Origin of the sequence: Sulfurospirillum cavolei (assembly GCF_001548055.1) — a bacterium.
Taxonomy (GTDB): Bacteria; Campylobacterota; Campylobacteria; order Campylobacterales; family Sulfurospirillaceae; genus Sulfurospirillum.
Map to the genome: position 1 here is coordinate 1,743,449 of NZ_AP014724.1, position 21,740 is coordinate 1,765,188.

20 protein-coding genes are annotated in these 21,740 nt (G+C 45.2%); 4 read left to right on the top strand and 16 right to left on the bottom strand.

What is annotated here, in order from left to right; genetic code table 11:
* Positions 1-23: 23 nt before the first annotated feature.
* A complete protein-coding gene (locus UCH003_RS08915) occupies positions 24-284 on the top strand; it encodes a hypothetical protein (protein WP_060826238.1) in 261 nt (86 codons plus the stop codon).
* Between the two features lie 25 nt (positions 285-309).
* Here UCH003_RS08915 and UCH003_RS08920 read toward each other — a convergent pair whose 3' ends face one another.
* The 3 genes from UCH003_RS08920 to cstA are packed head-to-tail and all read right to left on the bottom strand — an operon-like array spanning position 310 to position 3,711.
* Positions 310-1,317, bottom strand: coding sequence for a CobW family GTP-binding protein (locus tag UCH003_RS08920; RefSeq protein WP_060826239.1), 1,008 nt, complete (start codon positions 1,315-1,317; stop codon positions 310-312).
* A gap of 11 nt (positions 1,318-1,328) precedes the next feature.
* Positions 1,329-1,529 (bottom strand): YbdD/YjiX family protein, encoded by a 201-nt coding sequence (locus tag UCH003_RS08925; RefSeq protein ID WP_060826240.1) that lies wholly within the window; start codon positions 1,527-1,529, stop codon positions 1,329-1,331.
* Positions 1,530-1,587: 58 nt separating this feature from the next.
* Positions 1,588-3,711: a pyruvate/proton symporter CstA gene (cstA, locus tag UCH003_RS08930; RefSeq protein ID WP_060826241.1), complete on the bottom strand. Its 2,124-nt coding sequence runs from the start codon at positions 3,709-3,711 to the stop codon at positions 1,588-1,590.
* Between the two features lie 296 nt (positions 3,712-4,007).
* Between cstA and UCH003_RS08935 the strand changes: the two genes are divergently transcribed.
* Complete coding sequence (locus tag UCH003_RS08935) at positions 4,008-4,679, top strand: response regulator transcription factor (RefSeq protein ID WP_060826242.1); 672 nt, start codon at positions 4,008-4,010, stop codon at positions 4,677-4,679.
* On the opposite strand, the gene UCH003_RS08940 is transcribed toward UCH003_RS08935, so the two are convergent.
* Positions 4,668-6,206 (bottom strand): transporter substrate-binding domain-containing protein, encoded by a 1,539-nt coding sequence (locus UCH003_RS08940; protein ID WP_060826243.1) that lies wholly within the window; start codon positions 6,204-6,206, stop codon positions 4,668-4,670. The two genes, UCH003_RS08935 and UCH003_RS08940, sit on opposite strands and share 12 nt — an antisense overlap.
* An 8-nt stretch (positions 6,207-6,214) precedes the next feature.
* The gene (locus UCH003_RS08945) at positions 6,215-6,859 is read right to left on the bottom strand and encodes a GDSL-type esterase/lipase family protein (protein ID WP_060826244.1); all 645 of its coding nucleotides are present in this window, start codon (positions 6,857-6,859) and stop codon (positions 6,215-6,217) included.
* Positions 6,860-6,940: 81 nt separating this feature from the next.
* Between UCH003_RS08945 and UCH003_RS08950 the strand changes: the two genes are divergently transcribed.
* Positions 6,941-7,846, top strand: coding sequence for a DMT family transporter (locus UCH003_RS08950; protein ID WP_060826245.1), 906 nt, complete (start codon positions 6,941-6,943; stop codon positions 7,844-7,846).
* 147 nt (positions 7,847-7,993) lie between these two features.
* On the opposite strand, the gene UCH003_RS08955 is transcribed toward UCH003_RS08950, so the two are convergent.
* The 5 genes from UCH003_RS08955 to UCH003_RS08975 all read right to left on the bottom strand — a co-directional run bounded on the left by UCH003_RS08955 (position 7,994) and on the right by UCH003_RS08975 (position 12,498).
* Positions 7,994-8,581 carry a LutC/YkgG family protein gene (locus UCH003_RS08955; protein WP_060826246.1) on the bottom strand — a complete coding sequence of 196 codons (588 nt, stop codon included), beginning with the start codon at positions 8,579-8,581 and terminating at the stop codon, positions 7,994-7,996.
* Positions 8,578-9,945: a lactate utilization protein B gene (locus UCH003_RS08960; RefSeq protein ID WP_060826247.1), complete on the bottom strand. Its 1,368-nt coding sequence runs from the start codon at positions 9,943-9,945 to the stop codon at positions 8,578-8,580. Before UCH003_RS08960 ends, UCH003_RS08955 begins: the two co-directional genes overlap by 4 nt.
* Positions 9,942-10,685, bottom strand: coding sequence for a (Fe-S)-binding protein (locus UCH003_RS08965; RefSeq protein ID WP_060826248.1), 744 nt, complete (start codon positions 10,683-10,685; stop codon positions 9,942-9,944). Before UCH003_RS08965 ends, UCH003_RS08960 begins: the two co-directional genes overlap by 4 nt.
* A 153-nt stretch (positions 10,686-10,838) precedes the next feature.
* Entirely contained in the window at positions 10,839-11,465 is a 627-nt protein-coding gene (locus UCH003_RS08970) for a LysE family translocator (protein ID WP_041962575.1), read from the bottom strand.
* A 40-nt stretch (positions 11,466-11,505) separates the two neighbouring features.
* A complete protein-coding gene (locus UCH003_RS08975; protein ID WP_060826249.1) occupies positions 11,506-12,498 on the bottom strand; it encodes a hypothetical protein in 993 nt (330 codons plus the stop codon).
* Between the two features lie 82 nt (positions 12,499-12,580).
* On the opposite strand from UCH003_RS08975, the gene trhA reads away from it, so the two are divergent.
* Entirely contained in the window at positions 12,581-13,222 is a 642-nt protein-coding gene (gene trhA / locus UCH003_RS08980; protein ID WP_060826250.1) for a PAQR family membrane homeostasis protein TrhA, read from the top strand.
* A gap of 19 nt (positions 13,223-13,241) precedes the next feature.
* On the opposite strand, the gene UCH003_RS08985 is transcribed toward trhA, so the two are convergent.
* The 6 genes from UCH003_RS08985 to UCH003_RS09010 form a co-directional block, all read right to left on the bottom strand.
* Complete coding sequence (locus UCH003_RS08985; protein WP_060826251.1) at positions 13,242-14,228, bottom strand: acyltransferase family protein; 987 nt, start codon at positions 14,226-14,228, stop codon at positions 13,242-13,244.
* 9 nt (positions 14,229-14,237) lie between these two features.
* Entirely contained in the window at positions 14,238-14,858 is a 621-nt protein-coding gene (thiE, locus tag UCH003_RS08990; RefSeq protein WP_060826252.1) for a thiamine phosphate synthase, read from the bottom strand.
* Between the two features lie 93 nt (positions 14,859-14,951).
* Complete coding sequence (locus tag UCH003_RS08995; protein WP_060826253.1) at positions 14,952-16,832, bottom strand: methyl-accepting chemotaxis protein; 1,881 nt, start codon at positions 16,830-16,832, stop codon at positions 14,952-14,954.
* A 126-nt stretch (positions 16,833-16,958) separates the two neighbouring features.
* Positions 16,959-18,194 carry a GNAT family N-acetyltransferase gene (locus UCH003_RS09000; RefSeq protein WP_082709178.1) on the bottom strand — a complete coding sequence of 412 codons (1,236 nt, stop codon included), beginning with the start codon at positions 18,192-18,194 and terminating at the stop codon, positions 16,959-16,961.
* A 148-nt stretch (positions 18,195-18,342) separates the two neighbouring features.
* Positions 18,343-19,605: a serine hydroxymethyltransferase gene (locus tag UCH003_RS09005; RefSeq protein WP_060826254.1), complete on the bottom strand. Its 1,263-nt coding sequence runs from the start codon at positions 19,603-19,605 to the stop codon at positions 18,343-18,345.
* A 233-nt stretch (positions 19,606-19,838) separates the two neighbouring features.
* Positions 19,839-21,449, bottom strand: a complete 1,611-nt coding sequence (locus UCH003_RS09010) for a methyl-accepting chemotaxis protein (RefSeq protein ID WP_060826255.1) — start codon at positions 21,447-21,449, stop codon at positions 19,839-19,841.
* Between the last annotated feature and the right edge of the window lie 291 nt (positions 21,450-21,740).

The following is a 21,740-nucleotide window of genomic DNA, read 5'->3' on the forward strand; positions in this document are numbered from 1 at the left end:
TGCACACAAAAAAAGGAACACGCGTGCACCCTGTTTTAGAAAAATTTTTAGCCGGTATTAGGGCATTGCATCAACTCGACCCTAAAAACCTGCCTCAAGAAGTCGTTGCTATTTTGGTAAAAATGAGTCCCGAAGAGCTGTTTAAAACCTGTACGCAGCTTGCCGTCTTATGGCACAATATTCCGACCAAAGACTCCGCGTTGAGCCTCTCGGGAGAAGAGATGCAAACTTTAGCGGAGCAGTACCTTCAAGCACTGATCGCACGCGTGAAGGAAAGTCGCTAAACGCTTACGAGATTTCGGCGCTACGCTACGCGCCGCACGCTTGAAATTTTTCCGCTAAACGTTCATAAGGAATTTTACGCCCGATAACGACCAAAAGCGAAGTCGCCTCTTCCTCGCCCCATTCCGAGCCGTAGTCAAAACCGACGACTTTGTGCACGCCTTGAACGATTAAACGTTTGGGTTCGTCTTGAATCGCCAAAACGCCTTTGTATCGTAACATGTCATTGCCCCATTCTTCGATCAAAGCTTCCATAAACGCACCGATACGCGTCAAATCGAGCTTCTCGGCACGAAACACGTACGACTCGATGTCATCGTTAAACGAGCGTGTCGGTTTGGAGGCACTAAACGATTTGAAACGAATGTTTTGAGCGTCTTTGACTTCGTAAACACCTTGGTTGATTTTAAGCGCATCGCTTAACTCAAACGCGCCGATACCGATCCAAACTTCTTTGGGTAAAACGCCTCGGTAAGCCTCGAAAATCTCCGCTTTTGAATTGATAGACGCCAAACGTTCCAAAACACTCTGTTTTTGAGCCTCGTCGACACAATCGGCTTTGGTTAAGATAATGCGATCGGCAAAACCGATTTGCGAAGCGCATACGCGATGCTCGTCAAGCTGTTTGAGACAATGAATCGCATCGACAAGCGTAATGACCGCATCCAAACGAATACGTTCGCGAATCGTCTCGTCCACGAAAAATGTCTGAATAATCGGTGCGGGGTCCGCCAAGCCCGTCGTTTCTAAGATTAAACGATCGGCTTGAAAGAGTCCTTGATCCATTTTGTCCAATATCCCTTTTAACGCTTCGGTCAATTCGCCGCGAATCGAACAACAGACGCATCCGTTGCTTAGTTCCACGATCTCGACGTCGGGGCTGCTTTTTAACAACGCTCCGTCGACGCCCACCGCACCGAATTCGTTTTCGATAATGGCGATACGCTCGTTTTTGGATTGCTCCAATAAATAATTAATCAGCGTCGTTTTACCCGAACCTAAAAATCCCGTTAAAATCGTCACGTCTAAAAGCATCTCTTGTCTCCTTAGCAACAACGCGATGTACCGTTTTTTCCGCCGTAGCGCGCTTCAACGCGATCTTTGTAAAATTCTTCATAGGTCATAGGTGTTTGCTCGGGATGCGTTACGCGCATATGCTGAACGTACGTATCGTAATCGGGCACGCCGACCATCAGGCGCGCGGCTTGTCCGAGATATTTTCCGGCTTTTGCAAGATTTTCAAACATCGGTTCTCCTTAAAAAAAGCCTCAAGAAGGCAAAAGCCCTCTTGAGTTATGCGCTTGCTTAATGCACTGCGCCGCGTAAAATATCTTCCGCGTTGGCAGGCAAAGGTGCATAAGGGACTTCAACCGCCGTATCTTTATCGGATTTAAGTGCCTTAAGGCATGCTTGAGCCGTAAAGAAAATCATCACGACGACGACGATCATAAAAAATACGATCAAAAATCCGTCGATTTGATTGTTAAAGATAACGCGTTCAACCGCTTCTTGCGATTTGAAAACCGCATTGGGTTTAAAATTACCGCTTGCAAGCAAAGACGAGAGTTGGTTTGCTTTTGCGAAAAAACCGATCGCAGGGTCGCTACTAAACGCTTTGTACCAACCGGCACTCATCGTACAAATAACAAGCCATGTGGAAGGAACGATGGTAACCCATGCGTACATTTGCTCTTTCTTTTTGAAAAGAACGACCGTACATAACATCAAGGCAATTCCCGCCAACATTTGATTGGTAATACCGAAAAGCGGCCACAAGGTATTGATACCGCCCAAAGGATCGACAACGCCCACGTAAAGGAAATAACCCCATGCCATAACAACCAGTGCCGTCGCCAAAAGATTGGCAAACAACGAGTCGGTACGTTTAAGCGTCGGATTGATCAAACCTAAAAGATCTTGCAACATAAAACGAGCCGCACGCGTACCCGCATCGACGGACGTTAAAATGAAAAGTGCTTCAAATAAAATTGCAAAGTGATACCAAAACGACATCGAACCTAAACCGCCGAGTGCTCCGTGAATGATTTGAGCCATACCCACCGCCAAAGTCGGTGCGCCGCCCGCACGCGATACGATGCTTTTTTCGCCTACGTCTGCCGCGATGTTCGTTAAAACGTCGGGAGTGACGACAAAGCCCCAATTGCTAACCGTCGCACTTGCCGCCGCCGCAACGTCGGCTAAACCGCTTGGATTGAGTGCCGCCAAAGGAGAGTTCATCGCAAAGTAAACGCCCGGATCGATAATCGAAGCGGAGATCAATGCCATCATACCGACGAAAGATTCCATCAACATACCGCCGTAACCGATCAAACGCGCTTCTTTCTCGTTCGCCAACATTTTAGGCGTCGTACCCGAAGAGATCAATGCGTGGAAACCCGATACCGCGCCGCACGCAATCGTGATAAACAAGAACGGAAATAAACTACCCGTCCAAACCGGACCGTGATCGCCAAAAGCGTACTTGGTCATTGCCGGCATTTTCATATCGGGCATCAATAAAACGATACCGATCGCAAGACCGACGATTGCTCCGATTTTTAAGAAAGTGGAGAGGTAATCTCTCGGTGCTAAAAGCAACCATACGGGAAGAACCGACGCGATAAAACCGTAAGCGATCAACGACCATGTCAATGCAACGCCGCTAAGATCGAAATAAGGTGCCCAAGTCGGGCTAGCCGCGACTTGTCCGCCGAGCATAATACCCACGATCAATCCCACAAAACCGACGACCGAAATTTCCAAAATACGACCGGGGCGAATAAAGCGTAGGTAAATCCCCATAAAAATCGCTAAAGGAATTGTAAAGGCAACCGTAAACGTACCCCAAGGACTGTGCGTTAAGGCTTTAACGACGACCATCGCCAAAACGGCTAAGATTATGATCATAATCATAAAGCACGCAATCAACGCGATAATGCCCGGAACCGTTCCCATCTCCATTTTGACGAGTTCGCCCAAAGAGCGCGCATCGCGTCTTGTCGATACGAAAAGAACGATATAGTCTTGAACCGCTCCGGCCAAAACGACACCGGCTAAAAGCCAAAGCATTCCGGGTAAATACCCTAGTTGCGCTGCTAAAACCGGACCGACCAAAGGACCCGCACCCGCGATTGCCGCGAAATGGTGTCCGAACAAAATCACTTTATTGGTCGGAACGTAGTCCAATCCGTCGTTATGACGAAAAGCGGGTGTCATGCGCGTGCCGTCGGCTTTTAAGACTTTATCGGCAATGTAAAGGCTGTAATAGCGATAGCCGATCAAATAAACACACACGGCGGCGGTTAATATCCACATGGCATTAATCGTCTCGCCGCGATTAAGCGCGATATAGCCTAACGCAATAGCACCGAGTATCGCAACGAAAAACCAAGCAATCTTTCCGGTCGCGCCGGAACTGCTAGCTGTCATAATGTACCTCCCTTAGGTAAGTTTGTGTAGCGTTTGGTAATCTTTAAGTAAAGCCGTCGATTTTTTTGATACGTTTTGCAACAAAAAAATCTTTATTCACCTCAAAGCACTTTACTTTCCTGCTCATTGTAGTACGTAAGCATCTCATTAATCTCATCATATATAAAAAATTTTGTGATTTATGCGTGATTTCTATGATAAAACGACGCCGAAACCCCTCGCCATTTTCGCTAGCGTCATCAGGAAGTTATTACCAATGCAACGCTATAATTCACGTAAAAAAAAGGACGAAACGCGTGGAGCTTTTAAAAACAAAAAACGTTTTATTTGTCGAAGACAACGATGATTTCGCACAAAATTTTATGACGCTTTTAGCCCTTTTCGTTCAAACGATTTACCACTGTAAAGACCTTCAAAGCGCACGCGAAACTTTTGCATCGCAAAGGGTCGATTTGATCATTTGCGATATCAAACTGAACAACGAAAACGGGTTAAATTTTATCGAGGAAGTGAGAAAAATCGAAACAACAATTCCGATCATCGTCTTAAGCGGCAACAAAAACGAAGAGTTTTTATTTCGTGCGATTCCGCTCAACCTCACCGCCTATCTTTTAAAACCGATTACCTACAAAGACTTTGTCGCCTCTTTGGAAAAATGCGCCGGAGCTTTTTTCAAAAACGAAACGATCGTGCTTAAAAACGGCGACGTATTCGACCGACAAAACCAAACCCTTCACCTCAAAAGCGGGGAACTGATTGAGCTGAGCAAAAAAGAGACGCTTTTTCTCTCTCTTCTCATCGAAAACGCACACCAAATCGTAACCAAAGATATGCTACTAGCTTCGGTTTGGGATTATGAAGAGGTAAGCGAGGGGGCGATTGCCAATTTCATCATGCGCTTGCGCAAAAAGATCGGCAAACAGTTTATCCATACCGTCGCCGAAAGCGGCTACCGTTTAGGCATTTGAAAGTACGATTTGAATGCAAACGCCATTTGGAGTATTTTGAAAGAGAAGTTTTTGGCGGTACTTTTCTAAAATACGCCTGCACATCGGAAGTCCGACGCCTTTGTTCAGTTCTTTGTCATCGATACGTCCTCGCGCGTTATCGCAAATGCGCACTTCTTTGTCTAAAATCATCACGCGAATTCGCCTATCGTCCACGTTGGAGCGTTTAAACGCATGAATCGCATTGTTTAAGATATTGAGCCAAATTTGCATGTATTCGTTTTTAATGCCGTAAAGCACTTTCGTCTCGTCGCCTTGAATGTCCACCGTAATGTTGCCCTCAAGCAAATGCGTTTCGATTAAAGAAAGCGTCTGCTCGATCGATTCGTACACGTTAAAGTGTTGTAACAGCGTCGATGGTTTGTAAAACTCTAAAAAGTTCTGCATCGTTTGCGACATAAAATCGAGCGTTTGCTCAACCTTTTTGAGTTGGGTATACAAAAACTCTTTTTGAATCTCTTTGTCGTGTTCCATCAAACCGATCAACATTAAATTAACGCCGCTAAGGCTTGAAAGCGGCTCTCGCCATTGATGCGAAATATTGCCGATCATCTCTCCAAGTTCTGCTTTTTTCGATTGTTGCATCATCAATTTTTGGTTTTCGACGTTTTGTGCAATCGCTTTTTTAACCTCTTTGCGTAACATGTAGTTCCATAACAAAATCATACTTACGATCAACCCGATCGTTCCGAAAAAGTACCATACTTCTTTACGCAGGGGTTGTTGAACGATGGAAGGGATATAACGATTGACGATCGTCTCTTTTTCGCGTAACGAAACGCTTTGAATACCTTTATTGAGAATATCGCGCAAGATCGTATTGTTTCCCGTGATGCCGATACGAAAAATCGTATCGATGCCCTCGACGTGCCCTCCGATTTTGAGATTGAAAAATCCTTGTTGCTTAATCTGATACGCCACCAGCGCAAAGGGCTTGATCGTCATATCGACTTGTTTATTGGCGACCAACACCAAAGCATCGCTCTCACTGGCGACCGTAAAAAGCGTTACATGTGGAAATTCTTTTTCGATTTTCGCAAACAGCGGCGACCCCCTGGGCAGTGCTAGAGTACCGCTCGGAATGGATTTAAGATCGCCGATAAAACTGTGCGTATCGGTCGTAATCAAGACGTTTTTATCGACTAAAATCGGATCGCTAAACAGTAGCCACGTATCAAGTTCGGGTGTTTGGCTGATTAAACTGACGATGTCGCATTGAGCGTCTTTGGCCTTTTCGAGGCTATCTTCCCACGTATACGTTTGTATGATTTTAACGTTCAGCCCTACGCGTCCGGCGACCAAACTTAAAAGATCGGCACCGATACCCTCGTGATTTCCTTCCGGAGTCAAAACCTCAAACGGCATTAAAGAAGGATTGGTGCATACTTTAATATCGCGGTGCGATAAGATATAGCGTTGCTCCTCGTCGCTGAGCGTAATATGCGCATTGCCGGCAAAGAGCATCGATGCAAGGCATAAAAGCCACATGTAAGCTTTCATGGGCGCAAGGGAGGGATATAATGCTCGCTCAATAAAAAAGCGATTTTCTCCGCCATCAGCGCATAGCCTTGGGCATTGGGATGAACCGCATCGCCGCGAAGCGTTTCGTTTTCCTGAATCGCCTTTAAACTTTCGTCTTCGATCACCAATGAACGTTCTTTTGCAATGTCGTAATAAAACGAAGGGACGCTAAAGCGCAAAATATCCAACGTAGCAACACCGACCAAAAGCACGTAAATACCTCTATCTTGCGCCAACTTTACCATCGCACTTATGTTGGCTTTGGTTTGGCGCACGTCGCTTTGACGCAAGAGGTCGTTTCCGCCGTGGCACAAGACCAAAATATCGGGTTGCGTGCGATCCAAAACGCTAGAGAGTCGCGCCAAGCCTTGCGCGCTCATTTCGCCCGAGACGCCTTCGTTCACGACATCGACATGTAAACGTTCGGCAAGAACGGAAGGATAACTTTGCTCGGACAAAACGCCGTATCCTTGGGTTAGACTATCTCCAAAAGCAACTATTTTCGTATTGAGCGGCAACGAGAGGCTCATCGTATTTCGATCGTGGGAAGAACGGTATACCTCAATGCCGACGATCAGAGCTAAAATGATGATGAAATTGCGTAAGGTAAAGAGTTCCATAGCTTTATTGTAACGTGTTGTCGCTTGTTTTAGCAACTCTTAGCTAGAATAGCTCTCATTTTTTTTGAAAGTACCATAATTATGAAACACAACTCTATTGATTTGATCGGTATTGGTTTTCTACTCATCGCCATGCTCACGTGGGCAAGCTCGTTTATCGCGCTTAAAGCCGTGCTGGGCGTTATGGGACCGATGAGTGCGATGTTTGGTCGTATGGCGATTGCTAGCCTCTGTTTTGTCTACTTTATCAAGCAGTTTCGAACCTACGAATTCACCAAGCACGACATTAAATACATCTTACTGTTAACCTTTTTTGAGCCCTGCCTCTACTTCATCTTTGAAGCCAAAGCCTTACAACTCACCACCGCGTCCCAAGCGGGTATGATCACCTCCATGATGCCACTTATGACCGCGATCGCGGCGAGTTTTGTGCTCAAAGAGTACCTCAGTAAACGTGTTGTCATCGGCTCTGCTCTGGCGGTCATTGGTGCGGTTTGGTTAAGTCTTAGTGCTCAAAGCAGTGAGCACGCGACCAATCCTCTCTTGGGCAACTTTTTAGAATTTTGTGCAATGGTCTGTGGAACATGGTACGCCATCTCGGTGCGCTACTTAAGCCAACGCTTCTCTGCTCTCTTTTTGACCGCGGTTCAAGCTTTTGTCGGCACGATCTTCTTCTTTCCATTAGCCATCTGGGAGTCGTGGGGCGTACCACTTACCCTTTCAGCAGAAGCAGTGGGTTGGTTGTGTTACTTGGGCATTGTCGTAACCCTAGGAGGGTATGGCATGTTCAACCTCGCCTTAGGACGCATCGAAGCGTCACGCGCCTCAGTCTTTGTCAATCTCATCCCCGTCTTCACCGTTCTTTTAGCATACGTCTTCTTAGGCGAAGTGCTCTCTCAAACGGAAATGATGGCAAGCTTTGTGATTTTTGGAGGCATCATCGTCTCTCAACTCCCGCGTTTTCGCGCAAAAGAGAAACTACTTTAGACTTTACATGTAAAAAGATTAGGAAGAGATTTCTTGCAAAATCAATTTTGCAAGAAGAAAAGCACCCAAGGTGCGCGGGCTTCCTGCCGAAGGAAACTCAGTGTTAACGTAGCTCTGGGGGCTTTGCCCCCCCAGAGCGTGTCAAAATTAAATGAAGACCACGCACGCCTCAGTGGCACCATGCGCTCCGATGACCAAAGACTGTTCGATGTCGGCTGTTTTAGACGGTCCGCTGATGAAGATGCCAAAGAGATCTTTGTCGTCAAAACCAACCCTCGTGTAGGCTTCATGCATCGTATGCACGACCTCACCTTTGGGCACGACGATCATCAACTTTTGAGCGATAAAGTAAAGTGCTCGGTGTCTTGCATCAGCCTCTTTAACCCACACCGCACCGTTTTCGGCGACGGCAAATTCACCTTTGATAATCGCAAGATCAACGTCTTTAAGCGTATGCGGATCATCCGTTGCACCTAACTCTTTCGTGCCTACATGTAAACCCTCTACCGTTGAGACGATGACCGTCGCTTCGGCGTAATGCTCTTTGATGTAGCTGTCGATCTCAACCAAAGAGTCCAAATGCACGGCATTTCCACCGACACTTGCGAGCGTTGTTGCAAATTTTTCATCCAAATTCGCATAGGTCGTATGCAAAATATTGACTTCGGGTAAAGCGCTCTCATCGTGAGGCTTCGCCTCTTTAATGGCTTTTAAAATAGCTTCGCGTGAACTCATTTGATACCCTTTTTTGCTTTGTAAAGTTCTTTAAAACTGTTTTTGGGAAACGGCGGTAACTCTCGGTTTTTGCCCCAAAGGTTGAATTTGGAATAAACAAGTGCGCGCGGTAAAAGCGGTACCATTTTTCGTGCCATAAACCCAGCAAAGTCCATCAGTTTCGGACGGCACATCAGCCATGTTGCCATCTTGAGTGCGTTGTGTTTGATGGGGCTTAGATACCCAGCATCGACCACATCTTGGCGTTTTAAGTAGAGCTGATCGGCTAGATCCACTTTGACAGGGCAGACGTTGGAGCAGGAGAAACAAAGAGAACAGGCAAACGGCAAGCTGTAGTATTTTTTAAGATCGCGACTCGGAGCAAGTGTCGAGCCAATGGGTCCAGGGATAACATAGCCATAGCTGTAACCACCGCTTCTTCGGTAAATCGGACATGTATTTAAACACGCTCCACAACGAATGCATTGAAGCGATTTGATGTAGCGTTTATCAGAGAGGATTTTGCTTCTTCCGTTATCGACGATGACGATGTGCATCTGTCCGCCCTCAACCGCACCGTGATAATGCGACGTATACGTTGTCACCGGTTGACCCGTTGCACTTCTGGCTAAAAGGCGTGTAAAGATGCTCAGGTCTTTCAACCGTGGAATGATCTTCTCAATGCCCATACACGCGATGTGAAGCTTGGGTAAACTCGCACCCAAGTCGGCATTTCCCTCGTTGGTACAGACCACGATGCCACCCGTTTCAGCAATGGCAAAGTTCACACCGGTCATTGCCGCGTCAGCGCTTACAAATTTTTCACGCAAATGTGCTCGTGCGGCGCGTGTAAGGTAGGTTGGGTCGGCATTGCCTTTTTGGGTATTTAAAAACTTCTCAAAGGTTGTTCCTACATCCTCTTTTTTGAGGTGAATCGCGGGAAGAACGATGTGAGAAGGCGGCTCTTTACGAAGCTGTACGATGCGCTCACCTAGGTCAGTGTCTACCACTTCGATGCCGTGCTCTTCTAAGTACGGATTGAGATGGCACTCTTCGGTGAGCATTGATTTACTTTTAACGATCATCTTCGCACCATTGGAGCGCAAGATGTCTAAAACGATCTCATTGTGCTCTTTCGCGTCTTTCGCCCAGTGCACACGAATGCCCCGAGCTTGTGCGTTTTTTTCAAACTGCTCAAGGTATTCATCCAGATGAGAGAGCGTGTGGGATTTGATCTTATCGGCAGTATTGCGAAGCTCTTCCCATTCGTCTAAGCTTTTGGATTGGTTGTCTCGTTTAACACGAACAAACCAGAGCGCTTTGTCGTGCCATTTCATACGCTCAACATTTGCGGCAAATTTTTCGGCAAGTTCTGGGTGGCTCATTGGACGTCTCCTGCTAAAATTTGAGCGATATAGATCGTTTTAAGCGGCATTTTTTCGCGATCGATCAAGCCTTGCATGTGCATCAAACACGACATATCCACGCCGGTGATGTACTCACTGCCAGCGTCTAGATGGTCTTGCAAACGTGCGCGTCCCATCGCCGTACTCATCGCTTCTTCGGAGACCGCAAACGTTCCTCCAAAACCACAACATTCATCTTTGCGGGTGAGTTCAGAGTAGCTAATGCCCTCTACTTTGTCGAGTAAGTTTTTGATCTTGGAGAATTCGGGTACATTCTTCTCACTCATGCTTGCCATGCCAAGTTCTCTGTGAGCATGACAGCTGTTGTGGATGCCCACTTTGTGAGAAAATGTAGCATTCATAGAGGTAGGTTTAATGACATCGTGTAAAAACTCGATGAGTTCATAAGTGTGTGAACGCATACGCTCAAAACCCTCGCGTCCTTCTAAAAACTGGGCGTAATTATGACGCACCATACTCACGCAACTGCCGCTAGGAGCGACGATGTAGTCGTAGTCTTTGAAGATGTTAAAAAAGCGTTCGGCTAAGAGGGCGGTTTCTTTCGCACAGCCTGTGTTGGCTTGTGCTTGTCCGCAACAGGTTTGGTTTAATGGATATTCCACATCCAACCCCAAGTTCTCTAGCACCCTCAGCGTTGCCATCGAAGCTTCAGGGTATAACTCGTTCATAAAACAGGGGATAAAAAGACCTATTTTCATCGTTTGCTCCAAAGTCGTTTTGGGATTATCCTAACACCGAAGACAAACAAACGTATGATATTTCTTACGAGCCTAAAAGATTTTGTAAAAAGATTTCGATAAGTAACACTCCCGAAACGAGTGCTAGGATAACGGCGATAAGTTTAACGCGGCTCATCGCGACGTGAACGCTAATTTAAAGGCGAGTGCGGCAAAAATCGTTCCGGCAACGCGATTGAGTATTTTCTCCCCGTTTTGGGTTTGAGAGAACCATTGACCGACGCGACCTGCAAGCAAAGAGACGAAAAAGAAGACGACAAAAGCACTGAGCATAAACAAAGCACCGAGCATGAAGATTTGTCCCGTGACGTTTCCAGCTTCCGGACGCGTAAATTGGGGTAAAAAGGCTAAGAAAAAGATGGAAACTTTAGGGTTAGTAATGTTCATAAAAATGCCGCGTTTGTAGAGCGAAACTAAACGTATAGGCGTTTTGTCGGTTTCCAGTTTGCTTTTGCTTGCATCTTTGAACGCCATAAACGCCAAATAAAGCAAATACGCCGCACCGATCATTTTTAAAAGCGTAAAAGCAAGTAAAGAGGTCTGAAAGATCACCGCAACGCCCAAAGCAACCGCCGTCGTATGAAAAATCAGACCGCTACAAAGCCCTAACGCGATGGCAATGCCGCTGCGACTGCCTTGACTCATCGACTGTGTTAAAACAAATAAAATATCAGGTCCCGGCGCAAGGGCTAAAAGCGTCGAAGCCGTGATAAACATTGCGATCGTTTGAAGATCAAGCATGAGCTTTTCCTTTACATGTAAGATACGAAATTGTACCGACTCACGCCTTAGATAAACCGCCTAATTGCGCAATTTGCATCGAAATTTTGAGCATCTGCACCATAATGTCGCTTTTTTCGACCGGATCATGAGCTTTAGCAAGTTTTTTTTCAAGCATTTTGAGTCGATTTTTTAAAGCGGAAAGAAGACCTTTATTGAGATCGGAAGAGGAAGAGGACTCTTGTGCCTTTTGTAAAATCATACTTGAGCCGACGGGCGTTTTTGCTTCTTGTTCGTCGGATGCTTGCGTTTGAGTATTTTTGATCGCAAAATCTACATGTGACATCCAACCTGCCGTACCGTTTTCAAACAAAACAACGCCGCTTTTTTGTAACAACGCATCGGTCGTTGCACCGTTTTTGTACCGAAACGGCGCATCCGTACTTTCAAGCAATAATGCACCGACTTGTGCTTGATTTAAGGAGATAAGATTGTCTTGTACGGCACTTTTCTGCCAAATTTTTAATTTGGAAAAGATAGTATCGTTTTCATCGATCCAACCGTTTGCGTCTTCATCGTACTCGGATAAGTCGGCAAAACCGTCACCGCTTTTCGTACCAAAAAGTTCACTTCCTTCGTCAATGATGCCGTTTTCGTTTTTATCCCATGCTAAAAAGCCGTTATTGCGACCCAAAAGAGCAATTTCTTCTTGATTTCCGTCGCCGTTAAGATCAAATAAAAACGTTTTCGATAAATCGATACGAGCAAGCCCGCCTTCCAGATTGATAACCAAAGGATCGACGAGGGCACCCAACGATTGTATCGTGAAAGCTTCGTAACGATCTTCACGCGATAACGTACTGTGTAAAGCAATATCGAGAACCGCCCCCGTTTGCGTTCGTATACTTCCCGTCGCCTGAAGCGTTAAGTTTTCCGATTCGTTGTTTTGCGTCAATGTTTGTACGTGCGTATCGTCGATATGCCTTACGACCGTACTGCTTTGCAACTCTTCATGGTAACTTTGTATGTTGAGCGACGATGATGTAATACGCATAGCTTTTTGCCCCCAAATAGCTTTTGAGAACTAAATCGACCGAATCGAGGTATAATTAAAGCATACAGATAAGGAGTTTACGATGCAACCGACACGAAGCTACTCTCAAAAAGAAGAGATATGGCACAGTATTAGCCACGGGGTAGGACTTTTGTTAAGCGTCAGCGCATTAACGCTTTTATGCGTTTTTGCCGCTCAAAGCGGTGAGGGTGCCAAAATTGCCAGTGCGATCGTCTTCGGTATCGCGTTAATCGTCATGTACGGCGCTTCGACGCTCTATCATGCCGTGCCTTTTCCCACACTCAAAGCTATTTTACGACAATTCGATCATTGCGCTATTTACGTTTTGATTGCCGGAACGTATACGCCCGTATGTCTTTTGGGCATTCAAGGCTCGTGGGGATGGACGCTTTTTGGCATTTCATGGGGCATTGCGCTTTTCGGCACGGCACTGAAAATTCTCTTTCCGGGTCGTTTTCACCTTTTGGCGGTTATCCTTTACGCACTGATGGGATGGATGGTCGTCGTCGCGATCAAACCGCTCATGGCGAATCTCTCGACGCTTCCTTTGGTTTTACTGCTAGTCGGAGGAATTATTTACACGCTCGGCATCGGTTTTTACATACAAAAGCAACGCTTCTTTAGCCACGCCATTTGGCATTTTTTTGTCTTAGGCGGATCGATTTTTCATTTTTTCGCCGTCTTGTCGCTCATTCGAGAATAACCCTTAAAGAAGGGCTATTCTAAAGCAACTTATCAAATCCTATCCACTTTTTCAGCGTCTCGATTCCTACCGAAAGGATTAAACAAATTCCCAAAAGCACCGCAAAAATAATGACGGGATAGTGAAAAGCATAAATGAAATCGGGAAAATAGTAGTAATAGATAAACGTGTGAAATAAAAAGATATTGAACGAATGCACGCCGATAAATTCGAACGCTTTTTTAGTCCAAGCAGAGACTGCTATCCATTCCGTCGTCCACAAGATCAGTAAAATCGCAAAAAACGTATCGGCTCTGACACTATCGAAAAGATAGCCGTTTTGGCGATACCACGCGACAAATACCGTTAAAACGGCTAATAAAACAAAGCGTTTTTTCCCCAATCGATCCAACCATGCGATTATCTTCAAAAACCCGTCGGTTTGAGAAAGGTAAACGCCCGTCGCAAACGGAAAAATCCAATCGTTTACCAACGGAATCGGCACAAAGAGCAAAAGGGCGCATAGGGCTAAAAACCATAGATGAAATTTTTGCGTCAAAAAATAGACAAGAGGAAAGAGAGCGTATAAAACGATAATAAGGCTCATAAACCACCACGTCGCGTTGTACCCGTAACCGACCCACGTAAACATGTGAAGCCCGAGCATTTGCAGCAACAAACCTTGCATGTAAGCATGTCCGTAAACGCCCTCTAAGGTTCTGCCCATAAACCAAACACCGATCGGAACGAATAAAAGCGCGATCAACCAATAGTTCATATAGAGCTTCAACACCCTACGCTTGTAAAACGACGCGAGTTCTAGCCCTTTTTTCTTGACCGACTCTGCCAGCCCGAAACCGCTTAAAACCACGTAAATACCGACGCACACTTTGGCCAATAAGGCGGTTTGATAAACAACCCATCCCTCTTCGGGATGTTCGTAAAAAAGATGATGCCACAAAATCAGCATCAACGCCATACCTTTACTCGCATTGGTAATCGAAACGTCAAATTTGCCCAAGACCATTCTTTCTCCTTACGGTAATAAACGTGCGATATTTTCCTCTATCGTATCGTTTTTGTACACGGCACTGATCACCGAATACATCGCGATGTCGTAGGAACGTAAAAGGGGAATCGTGTCGGGAGTGATACCGCCGATAGCGCAAATCGGTACGTTAATGACCTTTTTGGCTTCACCGAGCACGGTATGCGGAACAACGATAGAGTTTGGCTTTGTCGGAGAGGGAAAAAACGAACCGAAAGCGACGTAATCTGCCCCCAGCGAAGCGTAATGAAGTGCTCGTGCAATATCGCCGTAACACGATACGCCGATAATTTTATCGTTTCCCAAAAGGGCCCTTGCTTCTTCATAACTCACGTCGTCTTGCCCGACATGTAAGCCGTCCGCGTTGATGCGATGCGCCAATTCCAAACGATCGTCTATGATGAAAACCGCTTCGTAAAGATCGCACAGAGCTTGAAGGCGACGGCATGTTTTTTCCGCCGCTTCATCGCTTGCGTATTTGTCGCGGTATTGGATCACTTTGACGCCGCATTTTAACACGCGCTCCATTTGCTCTAAAATCGTCTCTTCGGGAGTCAACGTAGCGTCCGTTAAGACGTAAAGTCCGTTTAAAAGGGATTTATCGATCATGCAAACCTCTTGCGTTTTTAAAAGAGATTGTACAGATAAAACCTTAAATTGCCCAAGCTTTGCGACGCGGCTCGGGCAAAAGCGTTCAAAACGTTACGAGCGAAACTTGCTAAGCTCGTTATTGAGATTTTCGGTCATCGCATGCAAATGATCGCTTGCTTGCGAAACATTGTCGATGCTGGCGACGTTTTCTTTTGAAATCGCGTTAATCTTTTCGATTTCGACGACGATGTTTTTGATCTTGTCGGACGTACCGATAAAATCATTCACCGTATCGCGGCTTTGCGCGATCGTCGAATGAATAATTTCCGAGACGTTATTCATCCCCTTTTGCAGATTTTCCGTCACGACGGCGAGGGCTTGCACTTCATGCACGTTTTGCGCAATGTCGGTATTAGCGTCCATGATGGATTGCACCACGACGTTGATCGTCGCATCGATCTCGACCAAGCTTTTTTGCGTGCGTTCGGCGAGTTTTCGCACCTCATCGGCAACGACCGCAAAACCACGACCGTGTTCTCCCGCACGCGCGGCTTCGATAGCCGCGTTGAGGGCTAAAAGATTGGTCTGATCGGCAATGTCGCGGATAATATTGAGCACTTCTTTGACCTCGTTGGCGTTGTGGCTGACCGTATTGAGTCTTTCGGCAAGGTTTTGTTCCTTGCTTGCCGTCGTTCGCATCGTATCTTCGAGCTGTTCGACTTGCTCTTTGACTTCGACGATGTTGTGTTGCGTACGACTCAATGCCTCTTGCGAATCTTGCGCTTTGGCGACGGAGTTTACAAGGCTTTTGACCAGAGCAATGCCCTCTTCTTTCGTGTTTTCCGTTATTTTGGATTCGGTCTCGACATTGCGGACGACTTCCAACGCCGTACGTGAAAGTTCTTCCGAAATCGAAGCGTTTTCATTGCTGATTGCTTTGGACTTTTTGACGATGTCGTGCAACTTTTCAATAAAAGCGTTAATATTACGCGATACGACCGCAAATTCGTCGTTGGAGCTGACATGTAAGCGATGGCGTAAGTCGCCTTGAGACGTTGAAAGCTCCTCCACGACCGCATTGAGTCGATCGACAGGGCGAAGCAAGATACGAATCAGCACGATCATTGTTGCGACGCTCAATGCCAACATCACAAGCCCGAGCAATGCCAACTCTTTGACTTGCGTATCTAAAAAAGCGTAAGCGACCTGTTTATCGAAACTAATCGCGGGTAGCCATCCCGTCTCTTTAGACGTTTTGAACGCAAAGATTTTTGGGGAACCTTTATCGTCGTATTCGACCAGTCCTTCGCTTTTGGCACGAATCGCCTCGGCGATAGACGGTGCCGTATTTTTCAGCTCTTTTCCAAGCATAGTGGAATTTGGATGCGCGATAAAAATACCTTTAGTATCCGTTAGCATCCCGAAACCGCCGTTGAAATTAATGTTGGCGATCGCTTGGGTGAGCGCATCGAGCGAAATATCTAAAATAACCGCTCCGACGAAGGTCTTATCTTTAAAAATCGGCGCCATTACCGAAACGACCAATTTTTGGGTCGTCGCATCGATATACGCATCCGTTACACCCGATTTTCCCGAAGCTTTGACGCTCTTGTACCATTCTCTTATTCTTGGATCATACCCTTCGGGCAATTTGGTTCCGCTTCCCGTCATCGCGCTTCCGTCTTCAAGCCCTACCGTCGTATCGAATCCCCCCAAAGTCTTCGTCGTCTCTTGTAAGATCGTGCGGATTTGTAAGGTATCCATGATCTCGATGTCCGTCAAATAGCGTGCCGTACTCTCCATAGTGCTTTTTTTACCCGACGCCCAACTGTCGATGAAATCCGTCAACGATCGAGACGCCATGCTTAAACTGCTTTCAATTTGTATAACGCTGTTTTTTTTCGTATCCAAATAGCTAATCACGCTAAACAGACTCAAACTTAAGAACATTAAAACGGTAATACCGAGAATTATTTTGATCTTAAACGACATATAATTTCCTCTCTTGTGATCTCGTTGCGTGACATTATAGGCTAAAATAGTCCTCATATTTTACCCTCAATTGCTCACTTTTTGCCCATAATAGGCGTAACCGTTTTGCAACCGATAACGTTTATACTAAGATGAAAGAGGAAGAGTACGTCCTTGGAAAGGTTTAAATCCTAGCGTTTCGCAAGGTATGGAGAGTGCGGGTATATCGTCTAAAAGCGTTATAAAGTGAAAGCCCATCGTTTTACATGTAAAAAGCACATGCTCCAGCAACAACGCCTCAATGCCTTGATGCAAAAACGTCTCCTCAACCACCAATGCCTCTAAAACAGCGCTTTTTTGAGCCGTTGCGAGTGAGGTATGATGCGTTACGTGAAGCATTCCGACCACTTCGTCTTCGTGCGTTGCAACATAAAGCGCGCCCAAACGCTCCTCGTGTATCCAAGCAGTCAAAAGCTCCAAAGAAGCGTGTGGAAGCAGTCGAACTAAAGTGTCCATGTCTTCACCTTTGGCACGCCTTACCTCAGAAGATAAAGGCTGATGCGTCGACTCATATGCAATGAGTATCTTTTTACGCTCAATGCCCCAGCGATACCCGCTCATCGCACCGCTTTTGGCGATCACACGATGACACGGAATGAGATAACCGATGTGGTTTTTCCCGATGGCACTGGCAACCGCTCGCACGGCATTGGGTTTGTCGATGTAATTGGCGATGTCTTGGTAGGTCGCAATCACGCCGTTGGGGAGATTTAACAGCGCTTTCCAGACGTTGACTTGAAGGTTTGTTCCTTTGACCAAAAGGTTGTATTTTTTATTTTTGAGAAAAATATTTTCCAAATAACGCTGGGCTTTGCCGTCGTCATGCACCAAGTTCGCATTTTCCCACAGTTCTTGAAATCGCTTGAAAATCGCCTCTTGATTCTGGTCGATAAAGCCTAAAAAACAGATGCCTTTATCGGTGTAAGCGATCAACGCTTGCCCAAAAGGGGTGAGTCCAAAACCGTACGTGATGGTGACATCTTTTCCCTTTTCGCGCCACTCCTTAGGCGTCACGCCGATCAAATTCACAAACAGTTCATGCAACCGACTCACACTGGAAAGCCCGATGTCAAGGCTACTGTCTAAAATGGACTTGGACTCTTTGATGTGCTCTTTGGCGTAATTGAGCGTCACCGAGTGCAAAAACTGCTTGGGTGTTACGCCCACGTACTCTTTGAAAACTCTGATAAAATGGTACTTACTCATACCGATACGCTCAGCGATCACGTCGATGGAGGGCTGTTCTTTGAAATGCGCATCGATGTATTTGATCGCTTTTTCAATCAACTGATAATTACCATGCAATGCTTCGATCTCTTTCATGACACCCTCCTCTATTATTTTTCTATTCCCGACACGCCTTTAAAGCAAAGCTCTAAAGGCTACGTTAACACTGGGTAATCTTGGGCAGAAAGCCCGCGCACCTTTGGTGCTTTTCCTCATTACAAAATACGTTTTGCAAAAAGTCAATCTAATATGTCGCACTTTCGTACACTTTAAAGTTTGCCAAAAGTGCCATCAGCTCTTTTTTGATCTTTACATGTAACGTTTTATTATCGATATGATCCAACACGTCACACATTTTATGGGCGATGAACGTGAACTCTTCTTCTTGCATACCTAGTGTCGTGAGTGCAGCTGAGCCGACACGGATTCCCGATGTCAGCGCCGCACTTCGCGTGTCGTTTGGAACGCTGTTTTTATTGACCGTAATACCAGCGTTCTCAAGCGCCTTGCTCGCTTCATCACCCGAATACTCTTTGTTCAGTAATGATACCAAAATCAAGTGGTTATCCGTTCCTCCGCTGACCAAATCAAAGCCTCTTTGCAAAAAAACATCGCTTAGAACACGTGCATTTTGCTTCACGTGCTTCGCATACGCTTTCCACGACGGATCAAGCACTTCACCAAACGCGACAGCTTTTGCCGCGATGACATGTAAAAGCGGTCCACCTTGCAAAGCAGGAAAAACAGCAGAGTTGATCTTTTTCGCAAGCGCTTCATCGTTGGTCATAATCACACCGCCTCTTGGACCACGCAATGTTTTGTGTGTCGTGGAAGTGACCACATGTGCGTAAGGAAATGGACTCATATGCTCGCCTGCTGCCACCAAACCCGCAATGTGTGCGATGTCGGCAAATAAAATCGCATCTACCGCGTCCGCGATCTCTCGAAACTTGGCAAAGTTAAGCTCTCTCGCATACGCCGAAGCACCGCAAACGATCATTTTAGGTTTAACGATTTTGGCGATTTCCATGACTTTATCGTAGTCGATCACACCTTGCGCATTCACGCCGTACGAAAACGACTGGTAATTTTTACCCGAAAAACTCACTTTCGCACCGTGCGTTAAGTGACCGCCTTGTTGCAAGTCCATACCAAGTAGTTTATCGCCTGCTTGAAGTAACGCCGCATACACCGCGCCATTGGCTTGGCTACCCGAATGAGGTTGGACGTTGGCATAGGCACATCCAAAGATCTCACAGAGTCTATCAATGGCAAGCTGTTCGATCTCATCGGCAAACGCGCAACCATTGTAGTAGCGTTTTTGCGGGTATCCTTCGGCGTATTTGTTGGTAAAAATACTTCCCGTTGCTTCCATCACAGCAGGCGAGGTAAAATTCTCACTCGCAATCATCTCAAGATGCGTGGCTTGCCTCTCATACTCGTGCTGAAGAATCTCAAATACTTTCGCATCCGCCGTTGCTAAACGATCGTTTTTAATGTAGCTCATTGTCTCTCCTTTGGCTTGATGGAAGAAGTGTAGCACCCTTAAAAAATTCATTCAATCCAAAAATTGCCCTCTTTAAACGTGAAAGCAATTTTTGGATTGTTCTTGTACAAAAGGAGATATTTTTCAACTTTTTGACGCTCATGCTCTTTACATGTAAAAAGATAATTAAAGCGGTAACTGACCCTTTTTTTCTAAAAAAAAGAGTCAGTTCATAAAACAGAAGAAGTGAATCACTACGATTTAAACTGTTCTAGTTTGTGGTTAAGGTTCTCAGCAAGTTTAGAGAGATGATCGGCAGCACTAGCGATCTCTTCAACACTTCTAGCATTTTCACTGGTAATCGCGTTAATATTGGTGACAAGATCAACAATCTTTTCTGTGTCTTTGGCAATTTTAGTAGAGTTCTTAGCACTCATTGTGACAGACTCGACGCTCTCTTGCATCACGGAAGTTGTATGGGTAATGGTATCTTCCACATTGGTTGAAACAGAGGCTAAGCGTCTAATGTTTTGAGCATTTTTACTCATGTGATCTGAAGAGTTCACAATGGCTTGGACAATGACATTGATAGTGGCATTAATTTCGGTAAGACTTTTTTGCGTACGCTCGGCTAGTTTTCGCACTTCATCGGCAACAACGGCAAACCCCCTTCCATGTTCGCCTGCTCGTGCGGCTTCGATAGCGGCATTGAGGGCAAGAAGATTGGTTTGATCGGCGATATCGGAGATAACGGTTAAAATTTCTTTGACTTGCTCGGCATCTTTACTCATCTGTTCTAACTGCCCAGCCAAAGTCGTTTCTGCTTCACTGGCAAGCTCAACTTCATTTTTGAGCATGACGACTTCATTTTTCGCAGATTCGAGTTTTTCTCCTGCGACACCTATACTTTTTTTCATCGATTCTGACAGTAACGCTGTCTCTTGAACAAACTTTTTAATAGAGACGATCTCTTCAATGGTATTGTTGACAATCACTGTGCTGTGTTCTGCATTACGACCTATTTGCATACTAGTAGTGCTGAGTTCATGCGAAACGGAAGCATTTTCACTGGAGGAGTGTTTGACATCATCAATAATCACTTCTAAGGTATCGACTAAGCTATTGAAACTTTGTACGATCGCTTCAATCTCATTTTTCTTGCCGTACTTAATTCTAAACTTCAACTCTTTGTTTTGAACAAAACCTGCAATACCGTCACGAATCAGCGAAACGCCTTGCATGATGTTGTTTCGAATTGCGATGCCAAAGAGAATGACGGCTAGAGTAATCATTATAGCCGATCCTACGACCAGCAAACTCGCATGATCTTTTGTCGACACAGCTTCTTTTGCATCCGTCTCGGCAAGTTGTCGATTATACTCCATCTGTTCTACAAAAGAGTTCGTCATCGCATTCATAATCGTAGGATTTTTAAAGAAAATATCTCTCGACGCTTCTTTATTATTTTCTTTTGAAAAAACAATCGCTTTATCCACAAGTTGAAGGTACGCGTTCACAGCGACGCGATCTTTTTGAAGGAACTCTTTATCCGTATCATCCGAGATGAACGGTTCATATTTTTTTAAAGACTCCTCAAGGAGTTGTTTTCTTTTTTCAAGATCATCTTCGATTTTTTGCATAACAGTTAAATCATCTTGAGCGATATGCTGCCAAATCAAAACTCGAATCATAGAGGCGTTGAAAAGAGCATCACTCAGTATTAAAACACTGGGCAAGGCATCAACGTTACATGTATTTGTTTTTTGATAGACCGTTTCCATTTTTTGAATAGAAATACTCAAAACTCCGATAAGACCTAAAATAGCAATGAGTAACATTGCTAATAATTGTTTTGAAATGCTCATTAAATTCTCTTCCTTTTGATTTTTTGATTGGTTTAGCTACGAAATACGAGGTTTTCCGACATCATAAATCACTTTTATGACCTATCGTGATCTTTACTATTGTCACAAATGCTTTATCCAAAAAACGATATTACATAAAGTGTGTAGCAAGAGAATAGCTTTGCATTACGCATACAATCAAAGAATGGGCATACCAAACTTTCAATGTTTTACCGTCTCCTTTTCTTTACATGTAAAAACTTTTTGAGTTTGCCTATCATTTTAAGCCTTTTCTAATCTGAGTTGTTTTAA

What these genes read in the sequence shown, in the direction of transcription:
- UCH003_RS08975 (WP_060826249.1), bottom strand. Translation starts at nt 12,498, where the DNA reads ATGCGTATTACATCATCGTCGCTCAACATACAAAGTTACCATGAAGAG.
- UCH003_RS08955 (WP_060826246.1), bottom strand. Translation starts at nt 8,581, where the DNA reads ATGAGTTCACGCGAAGCTATTTTAAAAGCCATTAAAGAGGCGAAGCCT.
- cstA (WP_060826241.1), bottom strand. Translation starts at nt 3,711, where the DNA reads ATGACAGCTAGCAGTTCCGGCGCGACCGGAAAGATTGCTTGGTTTTTC.
- UCH003_RS08920 (WP_060826239.1), bottom strand. Translation starts at nt 1,317, where the DNA reads ATGCTTTTAGACGTGACGATTTTAACGGGATTTTTAGGTTCGGGTAAA.
- UCH003_RS09000 (WP_082709178.1), bottom strand. Translation starts at nt 18,194, where the DNA reads ATGAAAGAGATCGAAGCATTGCATGGTAATTATCAGTTGATTGAAAAA.
- UCH003_RS08940 (WP_060826243.1), bottom strand. Translation starts at nt 6,206, where the DNA reads ATGTGGCTTTTATGCCTTGCATCGATGCTCTTTGCCGGCAATGCGCAT.
- UCH003_RS09010 (WP_060826255.1), bottom strand. Translation starts at nt 21,449, where the DNA reads ATGAGCATTTCAAAACAATTATTAGCAATGTTACTCATTGCTATTTTA.
- UCH003_RS08970 (WP_041962575.1), bottom strand. Translation starts at nt 11,465, where the DNA reads ATGCTTGATCTTCAAACGATCGCAATGTTTATCACGGCTTCGACGCTT.
- UCH003_RS08985 (WP_060826251.1), bottom strand. Translation starts at nt 14,228, where the DNA reads ATGGTCTTGGGCAAATTTGACGTTTCGATTACCAATGCGAGTAAAGGT.
- thiE (WP_060826252.1), bottom strand. Translation starts at nt 14,858, where the DNA reads ATGATCGATAAATCCCTTTTAAACGGACTTTACGTCTTAACGGACGCT.
- UCH003_RS08950 (WP_060826245.1), top strand. Translation starts at nt 6,941, where the DNA reads ATGAAACACAACTCTATTGATTTGATCGGTATTGGTTTTCTACTCATC.
- UCH003_RS08995 (WP_060826253.1), bottom strand. Translation starts at nt 16,832, where the DNA reads ATGTCGTTTAAGATCAAAATAATTCTCGGTATTACCGTTTTAATGTTC.
- trhA (WP_060826250.1), top strand. Translation starts at nt 12,581, where the DNA reads ATGCAACCGACACGAAGCTACTCTCAAAAAGAAGAGATATGGCACAGT.
- UCH003_RS08960 (WP_060826247.1), bottom strand. Translation starts at nt 9,945, where the DNA reads ATGAGCCACCCAGAACTTGCCGAAAAATTTGCCGCAAATGTTGAGCGT.
- UCH003_RS09005 (WP_060826254.1), bottom strand. Translation starts at nt 19,605, where the DNA reads ATGAGCTACATTAAAAACGATCGTTTAGCAACGGCGGATGCGAAAGTA.
- UCH003_RS08925 (WP_060826240.1), bottom strand. Translation starts at nt 1,529, where the DNA reads ATGTTTGAAAATCTTGCAAAAGCCGGAAAATATCTCGGACAAGCCGCG.
- UCH003_RS08965 (WP_060826248.1), bottom strand. Translation starts at nt 10,685, where the DNA reads ATGAAAATAGGTCTTTTTATCCCCTGTTTTATGAACGAGTTATACCCT.
- UCH003_RS08945 (WP_060826244.1), bottom strand. Translation starts at nt 6,859, where the DNA reads ATGGAACTCTTTACCTTACGCAATTTCATCATCATTTTAGCTCTGATC.